Genomic DNA, 20,583 nt, shown 5'->3' on the forward strand with positions numbered 1-20,583 from the left:
TGAAAAGAAAACACCCATACATGCACAACAAGTCGCCAAATATGGGTAAGCATGAAATATGAGGAAAACAAGTTAATTTTATTCTATAAAAAAACCTCCCAGAGTTACTTCTGAGAGGTTTTGCTAATAATGAATTTAATTTTAAGAAATCGGATCCTCAGTTTTCTTTTCGACTGTTGCACCAGTTCTATTAAAAAACTGCGCCAACTCTTTTACTTTTACTTCAAAGCCTGCCGTTTTACTTCCTGCTTTGTATTTGCTGTAATCATAATCAGTTAAGGCTGCATGATAACAATCGTAATCGTGTAGGGTTTTGTTGTTTTTCAGGTTGTTAAGCAAAGCTTCTAAACGCATTATTGTGTTTTGTAAAAACTCCCTAGAATCGCAATCATTTTGAAACTCCGTCCAATCAACATCAGGACTACTCATTGCAGGCTGACTGTTTCTAAAATCTTTTACTTTGTTAATTAAAAGTTTGTTTTGCTCATTTACACTTCCATACTTGGTGCGCTCGGCAGGGCTAAGGTTTTTAAATTTTGCTGTAAGCGAAGTCTCAATACTTGTCATCAAACCGATAACATTTGTTTTTTCTGCTGCGGTGTAATGCAGTCCGTTTAAATTTTCTAATGGCATAATTTTATTTATTTAATTATTTATGCTTGTAAACTTAAAAGGTGGGTTGAGTAAGTAATTGCCTTGATCGGGTTTAGTTGTGTTAGTTGAGGTTTTTTTAATTGTAAAATTTAGTGATTTTAAATAGTGCTTTCTTGATTATTCACGTATAAGAGTTTTATCAAAACCGATTCTTAATAAAAAGACACCAGAATCTTTTGTATTTAATAATTCTTTGTAATTATTAGAATTAATATTCAATGCAGCCTGAACAAATGTCCCTTTCATCATTCCATCTTTGAAAACAAATTTCCCTGATAATTCACAATTCCAAAATTGTTTTATAGCGTTTTCCCCGAAACGTTTCTCATAGTTTTCTACTCCTTCGAAAACATTGTAATATACCCCAGAAGCATAAAAATGTAATCCTTTTGTTGGATTGTAGCCGGCTGTAAGCTTCCAAAGTAAACTTGTAATATCCTTTCCTTGAATATTTTGAGAAGAAGTGTCAACTTTGTTAAGTTGCTGTTTGTATAAATTAAGTTCAGTATTTAAAGAAAATGCTTCTTTGTTTTTAAACGGAATAAAGTCACCAGTTATTCTAATGTCGATTTTGCTAATCTCAGGCTTAATTAAATTTAATCCATTAGTTAGTTGAATCGTATCCTTGTTTTTTTGAAATCCTAAGACTCTAAGTTCAATTGCAGATCTAGAGCTAATTTTCCAACCTTGTGAAAGCATAATATTTGGCTGTACAATAGATTCTTCGCCTAAATTTGCAACTAACAAACCTGACAAGGAGGTTAGGGAAGTTTCTTCATCTTTTGAAGAATCAGTATCAACTATTTCGGTATCATTGCCAATGTTGCTAATTTTTAATTCTGGCATTTCACTTGCAGATTCGATAGTAAAATTACCATTAAAATCGGTAGTTGTAGCACTATTACTCTTATTGTTCTCCGAAATAGTAGCATTAGGAATTGGAGATTTTGTTTCTTTGTCTAAAAGTTTACCAGATATAATAAAATTTTCTTTTCCTTTTGAATTTACAAGTTTGATAATTGAATTTTGTGTTTCAATTGTTTTTGATTTTTTTTGGGAGAATGAATCCGATAAACTAAAGGTTTGTCCATAGTTCACAAAGTACGCCAAGGAAAAAAAAATGTTTAAAAGGAATTTGATTTTTTTCATCTTTTATATTTAAGAGGTTTAACATAAAAACAGTATAAAAATATATATGTAATTCTATTTGAGACATTTTATAAATTAGTGATAACAAGTAATTCCAATATTTAGAAACTTATTAGTTTTTGTTTATTTAAGGCTATATGCTCCTAATATTGGGCAGCCATTTTCAGTTTTACAATGAAAATAATTTAATCTTTCTAAAGGCTCAAATACCTGTTATTGTACCTGAAAAGAATTCGTCATAATTTCCTGAACTACTATATACTGCATGTGGAGAAATATAAAGTACAATGTTTTTATAATTTCTCAAGTTGTTAATGTTTAAGTTGGTTATTTGTTCTTTGTTTAATCCTAATAAAGTATAAATTGTCTCAGTAGGTTCTCCTTTATTTAAATTATCAACTCCACGATAAAAATATTTTTCGTCATACCCTAGTTGTAATTGTTTTGCTCTACACATTACAGCAAAACAAAAAGCAGCATAATCGCTAATTTCTTTAGAAAATTTATCCGTATTTGAAATAATAAAAAAGTGATCCTTGCCATTTTGAAGTCTTTCAAATGTTAAATCAATAATTTTGTTATCTCTGCATGTTACATAAACCTTTTCTTTTAAGGAATCAATTTTCACTTCTTTAAATACGCCATTAATTCCAAAAGTTCCTATTGCTGATTTTATTAAAGCAATTGATGCGCAGTTTCCACCACCTCCTAACATGCTTAGATAGCCTTGAAATTTTACAATGTCTTGTTTAAAAGCATTGAAGATTTGTTCTTCTGTGACTTTTTTCACTTGAGAGTTTGCATACAAGTTTATCAGCAAGATTACTATTGTTATGATCTTTTTTCTCATATCGGTTTTAATTTATTAGAACAAGAAACTTATAATGTAAATCAATATTTTTAATTGACTTTGTTAATAAATAGGATAGAATTAATATTAACTTGTTTAAAGCAATATTAACAATTGTTTAAGAATTTACAACAGGTGTTTATACGGTTTTTTACTACAGAATAAAATGTATAAAAGGTTAATTGTGTAATTTTTAATTGTATATGGTTAAGTTTTAATTTTTGTTATCAAGGACAACCTTATGAAATATGCTCCACGGAATATTTTCAACAAGATTTTAAAGTTTTGGACTATTTAAGCTTTCTCAGCAACCATAAAATCTCAAATTATCTCATTTTCTAATTCCCAAATTCCCTAAATTTGCGACTTATGAAAAAAGCTTTCCAACTCTTCGACTTTACCCAAAAAGTCAATTACAAAAACGAAATTTTAGCCGGTTTAACAGTTGCCATGACCATGATTCCAGAATCGTTGTCGTTTGCTATTTTAGCTGGATTTCCGCCTTTGGTGGGTTTGTATGCTGCTTTTATTGCGGGTTTGGTAACGGCTATTTTTGGAGGAAGACCCGGAATGATTTCGGGCGGGGCAGGAGCAACCGTGATCGTTTTGATCGCCCTAATGAAATCGCACGGAATCGAATATGTTTTTGCTGCCGTTGCATTGGGTGGAGTGGTGCAAATTTGTATCGGGCTTTTTAAACTCGGAAAATTTATTCGGTTAGTGCCGCAGCCTGTAATGTTTGGTTTTGTAAACGGTTTGGCGGTCGTGATTTTCATGTCGCAGTTAGAACAGTTTAAAACCATGGTAAACGGACAGGTTTCGTGGTTGCAGGGAACGCCTTTGTATATTATGCTAGGTTTGGTGGCGTTGACAATTAGTATTGTTTTGATTTTTCCTAAAATCACCAAAACTGTTCCGGCTTCATTGGTTGCGATTATGGTGGTTTTTGCCATTGTGCTTATCTTTAATATTGATACCAAAACGGTTCAGGATATCGCTTCTGTTCAGGGCGGTTTTCCACCTTTTCATATTCCGAATATTTCTTTGTCTATTGAGACTTTTAAAGTTATTTTCCCTTATTCTGTTATCGTCGCTGCGGTTGGTTTAACAGAAGGTTTGTTAACCTTAAATCTGGTAGACGAAATTACCGGAACACGCGGAAACAGCAATCGTGAATGTATTGCACAGGGAAGCTCAAATATCTTAAACGGCTTTTTCTACGGAATGGGAGGCTGCCCTATGATCGCGCAGACTTTAGTAAATCTTGGTGCGGGTTCAAGAGCCAGACTTTCGGGAATTATTGCTGCGTTGACTATTTTAGTAATCATTCTTTTTGGAGCACCTGTAATTGGGAAATTGCCTATGGCGGCTTTAGTCGGTGTAATGATGATGGTGGCGATTACGACTTTTGAATGGGCGAGTTTTAAGGTGATCAATAAAATGCCAAAACACGATATTTTTGTTGGAATTCTGGTAGCTGTGGTTACTATTTTGCTTCATAATCTGGCTTTGGCCGTTTTGATTGGTGTAATAATTTCAGCTTTGGTTTTTGCATGGGAAAGTGCCAAAAGAATCCGTGCCCGAAATTTTATCGACGAAAACGGAATCAAACATTATGAAATTTATGGTCCGTTGTTCTTTGGCTCTATTGCTACTTTTATGGAAAAGTTCGATATTCAAAACGACCCCAATCATGTCATCATAGACTTCAAAGAAAGCCGCATCGCGGATATGTCGGCCATAGAAGCGCTGAATAATTTAACGAAGAAATACAGTCAGCTTAATAAAATTGTCGAACTCAAACATCTAAGCGAAGACTGCAGAATTTTACTCAAAAATGCCGAAGCGGTTATTAAAGTCAATGTAATTGAAGATCCTACGTATAAAGTGGTTTCTTAAGGTGTCAATGTGCCAATTAGATAATTAGATAATGATTAAACAGAATCTATAGAATTATCTAATTATCAAATTTTCTCATTATCTAATTGTTTTTATTTGATTTTTGTAACTTTGTTAAATGAAACTTACAGAAACCTTAGAAGATTTTTATACGATTAAAATAAACGGAATGCCCGAGAATCTTAAAAAAGAAATCGGACATTTTAATGTTTTTAAATTGGATGATTATATTGGTAATACTTGTAATCCATTGCCTTATACGCGAAAAGACTTTTATAAAATAAGTTTGATCATCGGAAGAAACAAAGTGCATTATGCTGATAAAGTCGTTTCGATTGAAGATCAGGCTTTATTTTTTGCGAATCCACAAATTCCGTACAGTTGGGAACATATCGATGAAAATCAAACCGGTTTTTTCTGCATTTTTACTGATGCTTTTTTTAGTCAGTTTGGGAATTTAAAAGAATATCCTTTATTTCAGCCCGGCGGAAATCCGATTGTTCCGGTTTCGAAAGAACTGGCAGAATCTTTAAAGATAGTTTATTCGAAAATGTTAGAAGAAATCAATTCTGATTACGCTTTTAAATATGATGTTCTCCGCAATCTTGTTTTCGAAATTATTCATTTAGCTTTAAAAACACAAACGGTAACTACTTCATTATACAGTAAATCGAATGCAACGATTCGGGTTTCTTCTTTGTTTTTAGAATTGTTAGAAAGACAATTTCCAATCGAATCGATAGCGCAACAAATTAATTTTCGTTCGCCTTCAGAATTTGCAAGTCAGTTAAACGTGCATGTAAATCATCTGAATAAAGCGTTGAAAGAAACTACCGGAAAAACAACTTCGCAAATTATTTCTGAAAGAATTATCCAGGAAGCCATGATTTTGCTCAAACAAACCAATTGGAATATTAATGAAATTGCGTGGTGTTTAGGCTTTGATGAATTGTCTCATTTTATCAATTTCTTTAAGAAAAATGTTCAGCTTTCGCCGAAAACTTATCGCGTAACCGAAATTGTTTGATTTTCGTAACTTCTGATTTGATTGCTTTAATTCTGTACAAGCACTTCGCTGATACCTTTGTATCATAATTAAATGTAAAAATTAAAATCATGGAAAATAACAAAGTTTGGTTTATCACAGGTGCCTCAAAAGGACTTGGATTAGAATTGGCTAAAAAATTATTAGCAAAAGGTTACAAAGTAGCTGCAACATCAAGAAGTGAGGCGTCATTGGTTAAAGTACTTGGAAATATATCAGAAAAATTTCTGCCTTTAGAAATGGATTTGACAGATGAAGGAAGTGTCAAAAAAGCAATTGAAGCAACAGTAAATCATTTTAAAACAATCGATGTTTTAATAAACAATGCAGGTTATGGTTTGCTGGGAGCACTGGAAGAATTAACAGATGCAGAATCCAGAAAAAATTATGAAGTAAATGTTTTTGGATTGCTAAATGTAATCAGAAATACAATGCCTTATATGCGTGCCAACAAATCGGGACATATTTTTAATATTTCTTCTGTTGGAGGATATTATGGAGAGTTTCCGGGTTGGGGAATTTACTGCTCTACAAAATTTGCTGTTGCTGGTTTAACAGAATCATTAGCTGCTGAGGTAAAAGAATTTGGTGTGAATGTAACGTTGGTGTACCCAGGTTATTTTAGAACTGATTTCTTAAAAGATAGTTCTTTGTTATTACCTCAGAATCCAATTGCAGCTTATAAGGAAGTTAGAGCTTCTGAAAATGCACATAAAGGCAGCATTAATGAAAATCAACCAGGAGATCCTGAAAAATTAGCTGAAGCATTAATCAATATGAGTCATGAAGAAAATCCTGCCTTGCATTTATTTCTAGGACAAGATGCTTATGATATGGCCAATCAAAAGATTGAAAGCGTTCAGAATCAATTAGAGCAATGGAAAGAAGTTTCTATCTCGACTGGATTTTAAAAAATGTGTCAATGAGTCAATTAGAAAATTAGATAATGATTATACGGAATCTATAAAATTATCTAATTTTCTAATTGGCACATTTTCTTATTCTCTCAGCATGTTTTTAACCTCGCTGAATTTACCGTCAACTTCTTCGATTCTTAATCCCAGAATATGTGCTATTAAAGGATAAACCGAAACGTTTTGAAAGGTGCTAACTTCTTTATTTACTTTGAATGCCGGGCCTTTTGCGTAGAAAATAGCGTGCATATCTTTTTCTTTATTGTCGTAGCCATGTGTTCCGCCTTTTATGTTTTGCTTTTTTTCGCTTACTAAACTGTACCCTTTTTTGGCTTCAATAACAAAATCATGCACACGCGGATTGGTTCCGTAATGCAATCTTTTTGGTACTTCGGCAGATCTCCAAAACTTAATGTGGGGTATTTTTTTTAGTGCTTTAGCGATGGAATCCTGAAAACCGGGTTTTGCCTGAAGACTCATAATAGGATTAATTACAGCTTTGTAACCCAACCATTCCGGTTTTAGATAATCTAAAATGGCTACTTTTTTATCATTACTGATGTCGGCCATTCCATGATCTGAAACAATGATTAAATTGATTTGTTTTCCAATAGCCAATTGATCTAATTTCGAAGACATTTGTCCCATAACCGAATCCATTTTGTGTACCATTTTTTCGTTTTCAGGAGAAAGCGGACCATAAGTATGTCCCGTATGATCCGGTTCGTCAAAATATAAAGTGATCAAATGCGGACGTTGTTTATCTGGAAGTTGCAGCCATTTAATAACCGTATCAATTCTGTTTCCGTACGGAATTTTATCATCGTAATTTTTATAAATACTAGGTCTTTTTTGATCGGTATCAGATCCCGGCCAAAAGAAAGAAGCCGATTTTACACCTTGTTGTTCAGCTACATTCCAAATGGGATTTCCGCCATAAAACCTTGAATCATTTTTCGCTTTTGTAGACAATGAAAAAGATTCGTTTAAAGCGCTATCATAAAAAACATTATTGATAATACCATGATGATCCGGATAAAGTCCGGTCACGATAGCATAATGATTTGGGAAAGTTTTGCTAGGGTAGGAAGGTCGCATCGATTTTGCATGTACGCCTTCTTTGGCTATTTTGTTGAGGTTTTGAAGTTTGAAATGTTTGGCATAATCCCAACGAAATCCATCCATAGAAACCAAAACAACATAATTGTCTTTACTGGATTGAGAATAGGAAAATGAGATAAGAAATAAGAAGGTAAAAGATAAAAGTTGAGTGGTAAATTTTCTCATTGTGCAATTTTAATAGAACTGCAAAGATACCGATAACCGTTTTTTAAAAGAAAAAGAGAATGTTAAGTTTGCCACGAATTACACGAATTACGCTAATTTTTTTCTCATGATTATGTGCAAAGCATTCGTGAAAATTCGTGTAATTCGTGGCAACAAAAAAACGCCAAACAGAAATTCTGCTTGGCGTTTTAAATTTTAAGAAAAGAACGATTACATCATTCCTGGCATACCGCCACCCATTGGCATTCCGCCAGCGCTTTCTTCTTTAATATCAATTAATGCACATTCTGTAGTAAGGATCATTCCGGCAACAGAAGCAGCATTTTCTAATGCTACACGAGTTACTTTTTTAGGATCGATAATTCCAGCTTTAAGCATGTCTACATATTCGTCAGTTTTAGCATTGTATCCAAAATCACCAGAACCTTCACCCACTTTTGCTACCACTACAGAACCTTCAAGACCTGCATTTTCAACAATAGTTCTTAATGGAGATTCAACAGCGCGAGAAACAATCTGAATTCCAGTTGCTTCATCAGCATTGTCAGCTGTAATTCCTGCTAAAGCCGCTTTTGCTCTTAATAAAGCAACACCACCACCAGCAACAATTCCTTCTTCAACAGCAGCACGAGTTGCGTGTAATGCATCGTCAACTCTGTCTTTTTTCTCTTTCATCTCCACTTCAGAAGCAGCACCAACGTAAAGAACAGCAACACCACCAGCTAATTTAGCCAAACGCTCTTGCAATTTTTCTTTATCATAATCAGATGTTGTAGTTTCCATCTGACCTTTAATTTGGTTTACTCTGTTTTTGATAATGTCAGCTTCACCAGCACCACTTACAATTGTAGTGTTGTCTTTATCGATAGAAACTCTTTTTGCAGTTCCTAACATTTCGATAGTTGTATTTTCAAGAGTATATCCTCTTTCTTCAGAAATTACAGTTCCACCAGTTAAGATTGCGATATCTTCTAACATTGCTTTTCTTCTGTCTCCAAAACCTGGAGCTTTTACAGCAGCAATTTTAAGAGCACCTCTTAATTTATTTACTACTAATGTAGATAAAGCTTCACCGTCAACATCTTCAGCAATAATCAATAATGGTTTTCCTGATTGAGCAACTGGCTCTAAAACTGGTAATAATTCTTTTAAAGAAGAAACTTTTTTGTCGTATAATAAGATGTATGGAGAGTCTAATTCAACTTCCATTTTCTCTGGGTTTGTTACGAAGTAAGGAGAAAGATATCCTCTGTCAAACTGCATACCTTCTACAACATCCACGAAAGTGTCAGTTCCTTTAGCTTCTTCAACAGTAATAACACCTTCTTTACCCACTTTTGCAAAAGCAGTAGCGATTAGTTCCCCAATCACTTCGTCGTTATTTGCAGAGATAGAAGCAATTTGTTTGATTTTATCAGAATCGCTTCCAACAACTTTAGCTTGTTTTGCAAGGTCAGCAACGATAGCTTCAACCGCTTTATCGATACCACGTTTCAAGTCCATTGGATTTGCACCTGCAGCAACGTTTTTTAAACCTTCTTTAACGATTGCCTGAGCTAAAACTGTAGCAGTAGTAGTTCCGTCACCGGCTAAATCATTGGTTTTAGAAGCAACTTCTTTAACCATTTGCGCACCCATATTTTCTAACGGGTCTTTTAATTCGATTTCTTTTGCAACAGAAACACCATCTTTAGTAACAGTTGGTCCACCAAATGATTTTCCGATAATTACGTTACGACCTTTTGGTCCAAGAGTTACTTTTACAGCATTTGCTAATGCATCAACACCACGTTTTAATCCGTCACGTGCTTCAATATCAAATTTTATATCTTTTGCCATTTTTTATTTGCTTTAGGCAGTAGGCTTTAGGCTTTAGCCTTTCTACTGCTGAATTAATATTTATTTTTTTATTTGCTTTAAGCTTTAGGCTTTACGCTTTGTTGGAAAGCTTATTGCTTACAGCCTATTACTAAACTAATACTTGTTTTAATTTGTAAATTTTGCTTTTTATGCTATTAATTTTTTCTATATGATTTTCTGCAATTTCATTATTGAGATATTGCAAATCTTTAGCTAAAATCAAAAGATATTCGGTTTCATTTGCAGAACCTAAAGCGATATTGAGAAATTGATTGAATTCTTTATCGCTATTCCTTCCACAGCCTTCACTAATATTAGTTGGAATTGAGGAAGATGCTCTTCTAATCTGACTTGTTAATCCATATAATTCTTCTTTCGGAAATGTAGAAGTCATTTTATAGATTTCTAAAGTAAAAGAATGACTTAGTTGCCAAATATCGTATTTTTTAAAATCCCTCATTCTCTGGCTTTATGCTTTAGGCAATAGGCTTTAAGCTTTGTTGAAGCCTATAGCTTACGGCTTAAAGCTTAAAGCAATTTTAGATAATTGCTAAGATGTCATCTTCGCGCATAATCAAATAATCAGTTCCTTCTAGTTTTAATTCTGTTCCTGCATATTTTCCGTAAAGTACAGTATCACCAACTTTTACAGTCATTGTGTGATCTTTAGATCCATTTCCAACAGCTACAACAGTTCCTTTTTGTGGTTTTTCTTTGGCAGTATCCGGAATAAAAATACCTGAGGCAGTTTTGGTTTCAGCTGCAACAGGCTCAATAAGTACGCGATCTGAAAGCGGTTTAATGTTTAAGGCCATGATTTTTATATTTTATTAATTTATTATAAGTTATACGTTTTTTATGTTCTATTGGATTTCAGAAATTGTGCCATGCTCCAAAAACTGACATTATTTCTTAAAAAAAATGCCAGCTTTGACAGGCTGGCATTTAATATTTATTTTAAAACTATTATTTCGCTGCTGGCGTTGCCGGAGCAGGAGTTTGTTGAACTGGTGCAGCTGGTGTAGTTGCAGGAGCTTCAGTTTTTTCAATAAGTTTAGAATCAGTATCACTTAATGATCCTGTGAAACTTAAGCTTGAAAGCAAGATTAAAGCAATCAAAATAGTCGCTAGTGTCCAGGTACTTTTATCTAAAAAGTCAGTTGTTTTTTGTACTCCACCTAACATTTGAGTTCCACTAATTGTAGACGATAATCCGCCTCCTTTAGGGTTTTGAACCATGATTACTACGATCAATAGAAAACAAACTATTGTGATTAAAACTAAAAAAATTGAAAATGTGCTCATTGCTTAATTATTATTGTTATTTTGTTGTAAAATCTTAATATCCGAAATACGGTCTGCAAAGAAACTAATTTTTTCTGGATATTTCAAAATTAATATTTCATATGCTTGTATGGCTTTTGTATATTTTTTTTGTTCCAAATATACTCTGGCTAAAGTTTCAGTCATTAGGTAAGAATTCTCTTCCTTATCACTGTCCAATTGTACCGCTGGCGTTATTGCAGTCTGTCTTATTGGAGAAATTTTTGGGTTTGTTTCAATAAATTTATCGATTATTTCTGCTTTTTTCTTTTTTTCATCATCAATCGATTCAGATTGCGTTATATTTTCAAAAGTATTTTCGACTTTTTTAATTGATTCTGATTCTTCCGAAGCCTCATTGGTGCGATCAATAGGTTCTGTTTTTGCTAATTGAAGCCATTCCTGAAAGGAGTGTTTTTCATTAGCAGAAAAATCTAAAGGTTTTCCGATTTCCAGATTTTCTTCGGCTGTTTTTACTGTTTCTGAAACCTCAATTTCTTTTGGCTCTTGGATTTCTTTTGGTTCTTCAACCACAGGCACTTCTTCAAAAACTACAGTTGTAGCTTCTTGTAATGAATTGTATATAGATTCTTCAATTGGTTCCACTCTTACATCCGGAATTTCTTCCTCTACAATTTCATCAAAGAAAGTCGAAATTGGTTTCTTTATAATAGGTGTTGATTCAACAATTGGGGTTTCTTCTATAATAGCAGTATTTTCAATAGTTGAAGTTACTTCCTCAAAAGAATCGATAGTCGGTTGTTCGATAATCAGATCAATCGGTTTTTCTTCAACTTCTGAAGGGTCTTCAAAAGGGGTAGTTGTTACTTCCTCAAAAGAATCTAAAGTTGGTTGTTCAATAATTGCATCTATTATTTTTTCTTCAACTGTTAACGGCTCTTCAAAAGTAATGTCTGTTACTTCTTTAAAAGAATCTAAAATAACCTGCTCAGTAACTGTTTCAATTGGTTTTTCTTCAACTACTAAAGGTTCTTCAAAAGTAACGGTTGTTACTTCCTGAAACGAATCTAAAGTTGGTATAATTGATTCAATTTGTTTTTCTTCAATTACTAAAGATTCTTCAAAAGTAACATTTGTTGCTTCTGTAAAAGAATCTATAGTTGGTTGTTCGATAACCAAATCAATTGTTTCTTCTTCAATTTTTAAAGGTTCTTCAATAGTAACGGTTGTTACTTCTGTAAAAGAATTTAAAGCAGGCTGCTCGATAATGATATCAATTGACTTCTCTTCAATTTTTGCAGGTTCTTGAAAAGTAACACCTGTTGCTTCTTTAATAGAATCAAGAATAGATTTTTCAATTGGATCAATTCGAACTTCTGCTAATTTCTTTTTTTCTTCAGCTAATACAATCTCGCTGTCAAAAACAGTAATATTTAAAAGGTCCTGAAGTTTTTTATCATAATATTCACCTTGAATAGAAGTGAAAGTTTCTGAAGTGATGAAATCAAATAAAACAGAGCGATCAGTCGTATGAGCGGCTGTAACTTTTAAAGCATAATTATACTTGAAACTATTTTGATTGTAAAGTCCTTTTAATCGCAATGCACGAGCACTTTGAAAATACGGAAATTCATTCAAAACATTGCCTAATGCTTCCGCCTGCTTTTCTGTAATAGCATCGGGTTTGTTCATTAAGTATGTATAATCAGTTACGTTCATTATTTATTATTTAATCGTTTATTTGTTTTAGATGTTATTCTGAAATTAGTTTAATCGATTAAACGACTAAATAATTTACCAATTCAACATATTTACCATTTTGCCAATGACTCGTTGAAAATATCTTGTGTGATTCTTTCAAAAATAGTCGTAATCGCTGCGTTTAAAACAGATCCGGTTGGTAATGATGTTCCGGGAAAATCATAATAAAATTCAAATGGTTTTTCGAAATCATCTGTTTCCTTTTTTCTGTTTGAGAACCTTACGTTTACACGAATTGTCAAACGGTTTTGTGCCGCCTGCTGATCTGCTGTCGCTGTCATTGGTGTAATTCTGTAATCTATAATTTCGCCTTCATAAGTTAAATCGCCACTGTTGCTCACCAGATTTAAGTTGGTTTGATTCATAATCAAATCCTGCAAGGCCAGTGTAAATTGTCTGTCAATTCCAGGTTCGATCAAATCAGCGTTGTTCTGAAAAAAGTTAACCTGAAAAGTTTTGGCATCGATTGTTCCTGTTCCGGTAAAGTTGTAAACGTTGCAACCACTAAAAGTTGTAGCGATTACCAGAATTAAAATATATTTTAAGTTTTTCATTTCTAATTTTAAGAGTTCAAAGATATTCTTTTTGATTTAAAAACATTTTGTGTCTTTGTGGCAAAAAACTACAAATCGAATTGTTTAATTTTTCTGTATAAAGTTCTCTCCGAAATTCCCAATTCATCAGCCGCCGCTTTTCGTTTTCCTTTATTTTTTTCTAATGATTTTTTAATCATTTCGATTTCTTTTTGTTCTAAACGCAGAATTTCTTCTTCTTCAATGGTTTCGGCGTCTAAATAATTATTATCATCTTGTATGCGATAACTATCTTCGCGCGTTGCAGGTGTCATAACGGCTGTTCTTGGTTCTTCTTCAAAATCAATTTCGCTGTCATTTTCCTGAGAACCGTATATTTTCTGAATCAAATTAGGGTTAATATCCTGTACTTTAGAAGAACCATTTTTCATCAATTCTAAAGTGAGTTTTTTCAAATCATTCAAATCACTTTTCATATCAAAAAGGACTTTATATAAAATGTCTCTCTCTGTGCTAAAATCATCTTTTTTCTTGTCACTAATTACAGAAGGTAAATTGCTTCCTTCTGTAGGTAAATACGATTGTAAAGTGGCTAATGAAATATCACGATTGGTTTCTAAAACAGAAATTTGTTCTGCTACATTTCGCAACTGACGAATATTACCGTTCCATCTGAATTTTTGCAAAAGCTGAACTGCATCTTCATCAAGTTTCAAAGGAGGCATTTTATATTTATGTGCAAAATCGGCCACAAATTTTCGGAACAACAAATGAATGTCTTCATTTCTTTCGCGTAAAGGTGGTAACGTAATTTCTACTGTCGTTAAACGGTAATACAAATCCTCACGGAATTTCCCTTTTTCAATCGCGTTGAATAAATTCACATTGGTTGCTGCAACAATTCTCACATTGGTTTTTTGAACCTGAGACGAACCTACTTTTATAAATTCACCATTTTCTAAAACACGAAGCAAACGAACTTGGGTTGTTAAAGGTAATTCACCTACTTCATCAAGAAAAATAGTTCCACCGTCAGCAACTTCAAAATAACCTTCACGGGTGCTTGTTGCACCGGTAAAAGCACCTTTTTCGTGTCCAAAAAGTTCACTGTCAATTGTTCCTTCCGGAATAGCTCCACAGTTTACAGCAATATATTTACCATGCTTTCTGTGCGAAAGCGAATGGATTATTCTCGGAATATTTTCTTTACCAACACCACTTTCCCCGGTTACCATTACCGAAATATCAGTAGGTGCAACCTGAATGGCTTTTTCAATGGCTCGATTTAATTTCGGGTCATTCCCAATAATCTCAAATCGTTGTTTTATTGCTTGAACTGTTTCCATGTAGTTTTTGTTTCAAGTTTTTATTTGTTTCAGGTTTCAAGTTTCTCATTGAAACTGAAATTTAACTTTTAACCTCGTGCTTATATATTTTTGTTTCAGGTTTCAAGTTTCAAGTTACGCAAAGAACCTGAAACTTGAAACCTAAAACATTTTTAATTCATTTCACTTAATCCAACAGCTGTTCCTTTTAGTGTTCCTGAAGTACAGTTTTCAATTTTCACATTCACAAAATCTCCAATTTTATAGTTTTCTTTAGGAAAAACAACTGTAATACTTTGAGAGTTTCTTCCTGAGAATTCGTCTTTTGATTTTTTAGAAACTTTTTCGACTAAAACTTCCACAACTTGGCCAACGAATTCCTCGCTTCTAAACCAGGCGTGTTTTTGTTGTAAGTCGACAATTTCCTGTAATCTTCTGGCTTTTGTTTCTTCCGGAACGTCATCTTCCATTTTTCTTCCGGCCAAAGTTCCAGGGCGCTCAGAATAGGAGTACATATAGCCGAAATTATATTTCACATATTCCATCAAACTCATAGTATCCTGATGATCTTGCTCCGTTTCTGTTGGGAAACCGGCTATCATATCTTGCGAAATCGAAGCGTTCGGAACAATAGCTCTGATTTTATCGATTAAAGACATATATTCTTCACGAGTGTGCAGACGATTCATTTCCTTTAAAATTCTGTTACTTCCAGATTGAACAGGCAAGTGAATGTGTTTGCAGATATTTGGATATTTCGCAATAACATGCAAAATACTTTCGTGCATATCCTGCGGATTCGAAGTTGAAAATCGAATTCTCATTTTAGGAAAACCAACGGCAACCATTTCAAGCAATTGATCAAAATCAACAGCCGTTGCTTTTTGCATTTCTGAAGCATTAACAAAATCTTTTTTCAAACCACCGCCGTACCAAAGGTAACTGTCAACGTTTTGACCTAAAAGCGTAATTTCCTTAAAGCCTTTATCCCATAAATCCTGAATTTCAGTCATAATACTTTGAGGTTCACGACTGCGTTCACGACCACGTGTAAAAGGCACAACGCAAAACGTACACATATTGTCGCAACCACGTGTGATCGAAACCAATGCGGTAATTCCGTTGCTCATCAAACGAACCGGTGAAATATCTCCGTATGTTTCTTCTTTCGATAAAATTACATTGATGGCGTCGCGACCTTCTTCAACTTCTGCCAATAAATTGGGCAAATCTTTGTAAGCATCTGGTCCAACAACAAGGTCGACTATTTTTTCTTCTTCCAAAAACTGACTTTTCAAACGCTCGGCCATACAGCCCAAAACGCCTACTTTCATTTTTGGGTTAATTCGTTTTACTGCATTGTATTTTTCCAGACGTTTACGAATAGTTTGTTCTGCCTTATCCCGAATGGAGCAGGTGTTTACCAAAACTAAATCGGCTTCTTCCAGGGTTTGTGTAGTATTGTATCCGTTTATAGATAAAATAGAAGCTACGACTTCACTGTCCGAAAAATTCATCGCACAACCGTAACTTTCTATAAAAAGTTTTTTAGTATTCTCAGGTTTATTCTCCAAAACAAGACTTTCGCCCTGCTTGCTTTCTTCAATAATCTTTTCCATTGTATAATTTCAAAGTGCAAAGATAACGCAAAAGGTATAAATATGACAAGATGGCAGAGAAAAGATTTTGGATTTTAGAGTTAAGATTTTAGATTGATTTCCAGTACTCTTAAAAGTAGCAGATTAGGGCCTGGATAACTTTGTGTATATCTTTGACCTCCTGTGTTGACGGGTTAATTTTACCGCAAAGCAAGCAAAGTATTTTTTGTTTGCTAATTGGCTTCATTAAGTTCGCAAAGCTGTTTATGGCGACTTTTGCGTAAACCCTTGCGACCTTTGCGGTTAAATTTACTACGCGAAATGCAAGTAAATTAAATAATCTAAAATCTACAATCTAAAATTCTAAAGAAAAGCAAATTCTTGATACATAATCGATTTAAAATTATACCTATATATATAATAGGTGAGATTACAGATAAATCTGCAATTTTTAGAAACATAATATCAAAATAACTCAAAAATGCATTATCAAGGTTGATATTTAAAAAAAACTTCTACTTTTGTTGCAGAAAAATAGATCAATGGCAAAGAATTTAGTAATAGTGGAATCACCTGCAAAGGCGAAAACGATAGAGAAATTTCTAGGAAGTGATTTTCAGGTTGAGTCAAGTTATGGACATATAGCCGACTTACCATCAAAGGAAATAGGAGTAGATGTAGAGAATGGATTTAAACCTAAATACGAAGTTTCTCCCGATAAAAAAGCGCTGGTAAGTAAACTAAAAACACTATCTAAAAATGCCGAAATGGTTTGGTTAGCAAGTGATGAGGACCGCGAAGGAGAAGCTATTTCATGGCACTTGGCGGAAGAATTAAAACTAGATACTAAAAAAACCAAAAGAATTGTTTTTCACGAAATTACCAAATCAGCGATTCTTAAAGCAATTGAGAATCCAAGAGAAATTGATTATAATTTAGTAAACGCACAACAAGCACGTCGTGTTTTAGACCGTTTAGTAGGTTACGAATTATCTCCGGTTTTATGGAGAAAAATTAAAGGTGGACTTTCTGCCGGACGTGTACAATCTGTTTCAGTTCGTTTGATTGTAGAAAGAGAACGCGAAATTCAGAATTTTAATGCAGTTGCGAGTTATTCAATTGTAGCAGAATTTGTGAATGAAGCAGGAAAAGCTTTTAAAGCTAAATTGCCAAAAAACTTCAATACTAAAAAAGAAGCCGAAGATTTCTTAAAACAAAACATCGGATCAAAATATAAGGTAGCTGATTTAGAGACTAAACCTACCAAAAAATCTCCAACAGCACCATTTACAACTTCTACTCTTCAACAGGAAGCAGCAAGAAAATTGTATTTGCCAGTAGGAATCACCATGCAATTAGCACAACGTTTATACGAAGCCGGACTTATTACTTATATGAGAACGGATAGTGTGAACCTTTCTAAAGATGCAATGGATGCTGCTGAAGCTGAAATCATAAAATCATACGGGAAAGAGTTTTCTAAACCGAGAACTTTTGCCAACAAAAGCAAAGGAGCACAAGAAGCGCACGAAGCAATTCGTCCGACTGATATGTCACGCCACACCGTAAACATTGACCGTGACCAGGCTCGTTTATATGATTTGATCTGGAAAAGAACATTAGCGTCTCAAATGAGTGATGCGCAATTAGAAAGAACAAACGTAAAAATCGAAGCAAATAATCATGGTGAAATTTTTACAGCTTCTGGAGAAGTATTGCTTTTTGAAGGTTTCCTAAAAGTATACTTAGAAGGACATGATGATGATGAGGAAGAACAAGAAGGAATGTTGCCAGCGTTAAAAGTAAACGAAAAACTGGTTAACAACTATATTACAGCTACAGAACGATATTCAAGACCGCCGGCACGTTATACAGAGGCTTCCTTGGTGAAAAAGTTAGAAGAATTAGGAATTGGTCGTCCATCTACGTACGCGCCAACTATTTCGACTATCATCAACAGAAATTATGTAGAAAAAGGAACGCTTGAAGGTCAGGAACGTAATTATACGCAACTTACTTTGCAGGCTGATAAAGTAGGAGAGAAGTTGTTGAAAGAAAATACAGGTTCTGATAAAGGAAAATTAGTTCCTACAGATATCGGGACAATCGTTACTGATTTCCTTGTTAAGAATTTTGGAAATATCCTTGATTATAATTTCACGGCAAAAGTAGAACAAGACTTTGACGAAATTGCAGAAGGAAATATTGATTGGGCAACCATGATGCAAGAGTTCTATGATAAATTTCATCCAAATGTTAAGGATGTTGAGGCAAATGCAGAAAGAGAAAGTGGTGAAAGAATTCTGGGTAAAGATGCAGAAGGAAGACAAGTATCTGTTCGTTTAGGAAAATTTGGACCTATGGCTCAAATTGGAGAAGCAGATGATGAAGATAAAAAGTTTGCCAGTTTAATGGCGGATCAAAATATTGGAAATATTACTCTGGAAGAAGCTTTGAATTTATTTTTATTGCCTAAAAATTTAGGTGAATATAAAGGAGAAGAAGTTGAAGTGAGTAATGGACGTTACGGACCTTATGTGCGTCATGGAAGTGTTTTTATTTCACTGCCAAGAGGTGAAGATCCATTAGCGGTTACAAAAGAAAGAGCTCAGGAATTGATTGACGAAAAAGCACTCGCTGATGCGCCAATTGCAGTTTACAAAGGAGAAGCAGTTCAAAAGGGTGTGGGGCGTTTTGGTCCGTTCATCAAATGGAATGGTCTTTTTGTAAATGTGAGCAAAAAATACAATTTTGATAATTTATCACAGAATGATGTTGAAGAACTGATTGAAGATAAATTGCAAAAAAATATAGACAAAGTGCTTCATAATTGGGAAGACGAAGGTATTCTGGTTGAAAAAGCACGTTGGGGTCGTTCTGTTATTACAAAAGGTAAAATCAAAATTGAATTAAGTAAAGATGTTGATGCAACTAAATTAACATTAGCTGAAGTTCAGGAAATGATTGCAAAAAAGACTCCGGCTAAAAAAACACCAGCAAAAAAAGCAACAACAGCAAAGAAAGCTCCGGCTAAAAAACCAGCTGCTAAAAAGAAATAATAAATGGAATTTGATTTTCTAGAACCAGTTAACGACGGAATTTTACAATTCATTAGTTCGTTGTCTTCACAAGAATTAGGTAGCAAGATTGTTTTGCATACTCATGATCAATTTCCTGATATTAGCAAGGTGCAGATAGCTGTAGTAGGTGTTTTAGAAGATCGAAGAAATATCAATATGGTTAATGAAGTTAACCTGACGGCTGTTCGTAAAAAGCTTTACAGTATGTTTCCGGGTAACTGGGATGCTTCTATTGCTGATTTAGGAGATATACTTGCAGGAGATTCAGTAGAAGATACTTATTTTGCATTAAAAAAGGTAACGGCTGCTTTAATTAAGAATAAAGTGATTCCTATAGTCCTGGGAGGTTCGCAGGATTTGACCTATGCTTTATATCGTGCGTATGATGATTTAGAGCAAATGGTAAATATGGTAGCGGTAGACAATCGATTTGATTTTGGTAAGGAAAACGAAACAGTTTCTGCCAATTCTTATTTGACGAAAATCATTATAGATGAGCCAAATAACCTCTTTAATTATTGTAATATAGGATATCAGACCTATTACAATTCACAGGAAGAAATTGATTTAATTGAAAAGTTGTTTTTTGATGCCTATCGTTTAGGTGAAATTTCAAATAAAATCGCTTTGGCGGAACCTGTCTTTAGAGATGCTGATTTGGTTAGTATTGATTTGAATTCTGTAAAGTCTTCTGCTTCAGGTAATAATGTTTTATTTGAACCTAATGGTTTTAACGGAAAAGAAATCTGTTCATTAGCAAGATATGCTGGAATTAGTGATAAAGTTTCGTCATTTGGAATCTTTAATCACAATAGTACCGTATATGAGTCAACAATGATTGCTCAAATTGTTTGGTATTTTATTGAAGGATATCATTATCGTTCTAAAGAATATCCATTTGGAAGCAGAACTAACTATCTGAAATACATTGTGCCACTGGAAGATGAAGAATTGATTTTTTACAAAAGTGATAAAACAGAGCGTTGGTGGATCGAAATTCCGTTTGTATCAAATGGAAACAATAAATTGAAAAGAAATACGTTATTACCGTGTTCTTATGACGAATATTTGTGTGCTTGTAACCAAGAATTGCCAGAAAGATGGTGGAAAGCACAAAGAAAAAATGCTTTGTAAAGGATAATTTTAAAAAAAATCTTAATTCTTTAGAATTATTAAAAATAAGTTAAGAAAATTTAGTAGGAAAAAGTTTATATTGTTTAAAATTTAACGTTTTACGTCGATTTTTTATGCTAGTTTGTCGATAAAATATTTTTTTTTTATTTTATTTAACATTATTTTTGAACGGTAAAATAAATTTCGCAACTAGTATTGTTTTTTAGATAA

General features: G+C 33.8%; 17 protein-coding genes. 5 read left to right on the plus strand and 12 right to left on the minus strand.

Annotation, left to right across the window (positions count from 1 at the left end; genetic code table 11):
• Positions 1-141 precede the first annotated feature (141 nt).
• The 3 genes from AC1RRN_RS07960 to AC1RRN_RS07970 all read right to left on the minus strand — a co-directional run bounded on the left by AC1RRN_RS07960 (position 142) and on the right by AC1RRN_RS07970 (position 2,653).
• Complete coding sequence (locus AC1RRN_RS07960) at positions 142-633, minus strand: hypothetical protein (protein ID WP_492966790.1); 492 nt, start codon at positions 631-633, stop codon at positions 142-144.
• A 138-nt stretch (positions 634-771) separates the two neighbouring features.
• Entirely contained in the window at positions 772-1,803 is a 1,032-nt protein-coding gene (locus AC1RRN_RS07965) for a carboxypeptidase-like regulatory domain-containing protein (RefSeq protein WP_492966792.1), read from the minus strand.
• A gap of 202 nt (positions 1,804-2,005) precedes the next feature.
• The gene (locus AC1RRN_RS07970; RefSeq protein ID WP_492966793.1) at positions 2,006-2,653 is read right to left on the minus strand and encodes a hypothetical protein; all 648 of its coding nucleotides are present in this window, start codon (positions 2,651-2,653) and stop codon (positions 2,006-2,008) included.
• Positions 2,654-3,022: 369 nt separating this feature from the next.
• Between AC1RRN_RS07970 and AC1RRN_RS07975 the strand changes: the two genes are divergently transcribed.
• From AC1RRN_RS07975 to AC1RRN_RS07985, 3 genes are all read left to right on the plus strand, one after another.
• Positions 3,023-4,552: a SulP family inorganic anion transporter gene (locus AC1RRN_RS07975; protein ID WP_492966794.1), complete on the plus strand. Its 1,530-nt coding sequence runs from the start codon at positions 3,023-3,025 to the stop codon at positions 4,550-4,552.
• 118 nt (positions 4,553-4,670) lie between these two features.
• Positions 4,671-5,579: a helix-turn-helix domain-containing protein gene (locus tag AC1RRN_RS07980; RefSeq protein ID WP_492966795.1), complete on the plus strand. Its 909-nt coding sequence runs from the start codon at positions 4,671-4,673 to the stop codon at positions 5,577-5,579.
• Between the two features lie 89 nt (positions 5,580-5,668).
• The gene (locus AC1RRN_RS07985) at positions 5,669-6,508 is read left to right on the plus strand and encodes an oxidoreductase (RefSeq protein ID WP_492966796.1); all 840 of its coding nucleotides are present in this window, start codon (positions 5,669-5,671) and stop codon (positions 6,506-6,508) included.
• 87 nt (positions 6,509-6,595) lie between these two features.
• Here the strand turns inward: AC1RRN_RS07985 and AC1RRN_RS07990 are convergent, their stop codons facing one another.
• The 9 genes from AC1RRN_RS07990 to miaB all read right to left on the minus strand — a co-directional run bounded on the left by AC1RRN_RS07990 (position 6,596) and on the right by miaB (position 16,180).
• Positions 6,596-7,798: an alkaline phosphatase family protein gene (locus AC1RRN_RS07990; protein ID WP_492966797.1), complete on the minus strand. Its 1,203-nt coding sequence runs from the start codon at positions 7,796-7,798 to the stop codon at positions 6,596-6,598.
• A gap of 210 nt (positions 7,799-8,008) precedes the next feature.
• Positions 8,009-9,637: a chaperonin GroEL gene (gene groL / locus AC1RRN_RS07995; RefSeq protein WP_375031395.1), complete on the minus strand. Its 1,629-nt coding sequence runs from the start codon at positions 9,635-9,637 to the stop codon at positions 8,009-8,011.
• A 130-nt stretch (positions 9,638-9,767) separates the two neighbouring features.
• Positions 9,768-10,118 carry a four helix bundle protein gene (locus tag AC1RRN_RS08000; protein ID WP_492966798.1) on the minus strand — a complete coding sequence of 117 codons (351 nt, stop codon included), beginning with the start codon at positions 10,116-10,118 and terminating at the stop codon, positions 9,768-9,770.
• A gap of 79 nt (positions 10,119-10,197) precedes the next feature.
• Positions 10,198-10,473, minus strand: coding sequence for a co-chaperone GroES (locus AC1RRN_RS08005; RefSeq protein ID WP_012023920.1), 276 nt, complete (start codon positions 10,471-10,473; stop codon positions 10,198-10,200).
• A gap of 151 nt (positions 10,474-10,624) precedes the next feature.
• Complete coding sequence (gene secG / locus AC1RRN_RS08010) at positions 10,625-10,963, minus strand: preprotein translocase subunit SecG (protein WP_026985706.1); 339 nt, start codon at positions 10,961-10,963, stop codon at positions 10,625-10,627.
• A gap of 3 nt (positions 10,964-10,966) precedes the next feature.
• On the minus strand, positions 10,967-12,661 hold the full coding sequence (locus AC1RRN_RS08015) for a tetratricopeptide repeat protein (protein ID WP_492966799.1): 1,695 nt from the start codon (positions 12,659-12,661) through the stop codon (positions 10,967-10,969).
• 92 nt (positions 12,662-12,753) lie between these two features.
• Complete coding sequence (locus AC1RRN_RS08020) at positions 12,754-13,257, minus strand: LptE family protein (protein ID WP_492966800.1); 504 nt, start codon at positions 13,255-13,257, stop codon at positions 12,754-12,756.
• A 68-nt stretch (positions 13,258-13,325) separates the two neighbouring features.
• Positions 13,326-14,582, minus strand: a complete 1,257-nt coding sequence (locus AC1RRN_RS08025; RefSeq protein WP_492966801.1) for a sigma-54 interaction domain-containing protein — start codon at positions 14,580-14,582, stop codon at positions 13,326-13,328.
• Positions 14,583-14,734: 152 nt separating this feature from the next.
• Positions 14,735-16,180, minus strand: a complete 1,446-nt coding sequence (miaB, locus tag AC1RRN_RS08030) for a tRNA (N6-isopentenyl adenosine(37)-C2)-methylthiotransferase MiaB (protein WP_492966802.1) — start codon at positions 16,178-16,180, stop codon at positions 14,735-14,737.
• A gap of 521 nt (positions 16,181-16,701) precedes the next feature.
• On the opposite strand from miaB, the gene topA reads away from it, so the two are divergent.
• On the plus strand, positions 16,702-19,218 hold the full coding sequence (gene topA, locus AC1RRN_RS08035) for a type I DNA topoisomerase (protein ID WP_492966803.1): 2,517 nt from the start codon (positions 16,702-16,704) through the stop codon (positions 19,216-19,218).
• Between the two features lie 3 nt (positions 19,219-19,221).
• Positions 19,222-20,373 carry a formimidoylglutamase gene (locus AC1RRN_RS08040; protein ID WP_492966804.1) on the plus strand — a complete coding sequence of 384 codons (1,152 nt, stop codon included), beginning with the start codon at positions 19,222-19,224 and terminating at the stop codon, positions 20,371-20,373.
• The last annotated feature ends 210 nt before the right edge of the window (positions 20,374-20,583 follow it).

Source organism: Flavobacterium sp. GW821-FHT11G01 (genome assembly GCF_058808175.1).

Excerpts from the sequence above, each read along its gene's own strand:
- AC1RRN_RS07960 (WP_492966790.1), bottom strand. The coding sequence starts at position 633 with ATGCCATTAGAAAATTTAAACGGACTGCATTACACCGCAGCAGAAAAA.
- AC1RRN_RS07965 (WP_492966792.1), bottom strand. The coding sequence starts at position 1,803 with ATGAAAAAAATCAAATTCCTTTTAAACATTTTTTTTTCCTTGGCGTAC.
- AC1RRN_RS07970 (WP_492966793.1), bottom strand. The coding sequence starts at position 2,653 with ATGAGAAAAAAGATCATAACAATAGTAATCTTGCTGATAAACTTGTAT.
- AC1RRN_RS07975 (WP_492966794.1), top strand. The coding sequence starts at position 3,023 with ATGAAAAAAGCTTTCCAACTCTTCGACTTTACCCAAAAAGTCAATTAC.
- AC1RRN_RS07980 (WP_492966795.1), top strand. The coding sequence starts at position 4,671 with ATGAAACTTACAGAAACCTTAGAAGATTTTTATACGATTAAAATAAAC.
- AC1RRN_RS07985 (WP_492966796.1), top strand. The coding sequence starts at position 5,669 with ATGGAAAATAACAAAGTTTGGTTTATCACAGGTGCCTCAAAAGGACTT.
- AC1RRN_RS07990 (WP_492966797.1), bottom strand. The coding sequence starts at position 7,798 with ATGAGAAAATTTACCACTCAACTTTTATCTTTTACCTTCTTATTTCTT.
- groL (WP_375031395.1), bottom strand. The coding sequence starts at position 9,637 with ATGGCAAAAGATATAAAATTTGATATTGAAGCACGTGACGGATTAAAA.
- AC1RRN_RS08000 (WP_492966798.1), bottom strand. The coding sequence starts at position 10,118 with ATGAGGGATTTTAAAAAATACGATATTTGGCAACTAAGTCATTCTTTT.
- AC1RRN_RS08005 (WP_012023920.1), bottom strand. The coding sequence starts at position 10,473 with ATGGCCTTAAACATTAAACCGCTTTCAGATCGCGTACTTATTGAGCCT.
- secG (WP_026985706.1), bottom strand. The coding sequence starts at position 10,963 with ATGAGCACATTTTCAATTTTTTTAGTTTTAATCACAATAGTTTGTTTT.
- AC1RRN_RS08015 (WP_492966799.1), bottom strand. The coding sequence starts at position 12,661 with ATGAACGTAACTGATTATACATACTTAATGAACAAACCCGATGCTATT.
- AC1RRN_RS08020 (WP_492966800.1), bottom strand. The coding sequence starts at position 13,257 with ATGAAAAACTTAAAATATATTTTAATTCTGGTAATCGCTACAACTTTT.
- AC1RRN_RS08025 (WP_492966801.1), bottom strand. The coding sequence starts at position 14,582 with ATGGAAACAGTTCAAGCAATAAAACAACGATTTGAGATTATTGGGAAT.
- miaB (WP_492966802.1), bottom strand. The coding sequence starts at position 16,180 with ATGGAAAAGATTATTGAAGAAAGCAAGCAGGGCGAAAGTCTTGTTTTG.
- topA (WP_492966803.1), top strand. The coding sequence starts at position 16,702 with ATGGCAAAGAATTTAGTAATAGTGGAATCACCTGCAAAGGCGAAAACG.
- AC1RRN_RS08040 (WP_492966804.1), top strand. The coding sequence starts at position 19,222 with ATGGAATTTGATTTTCTAGAACCAGTTAACGACGGAATTTTACAATTC.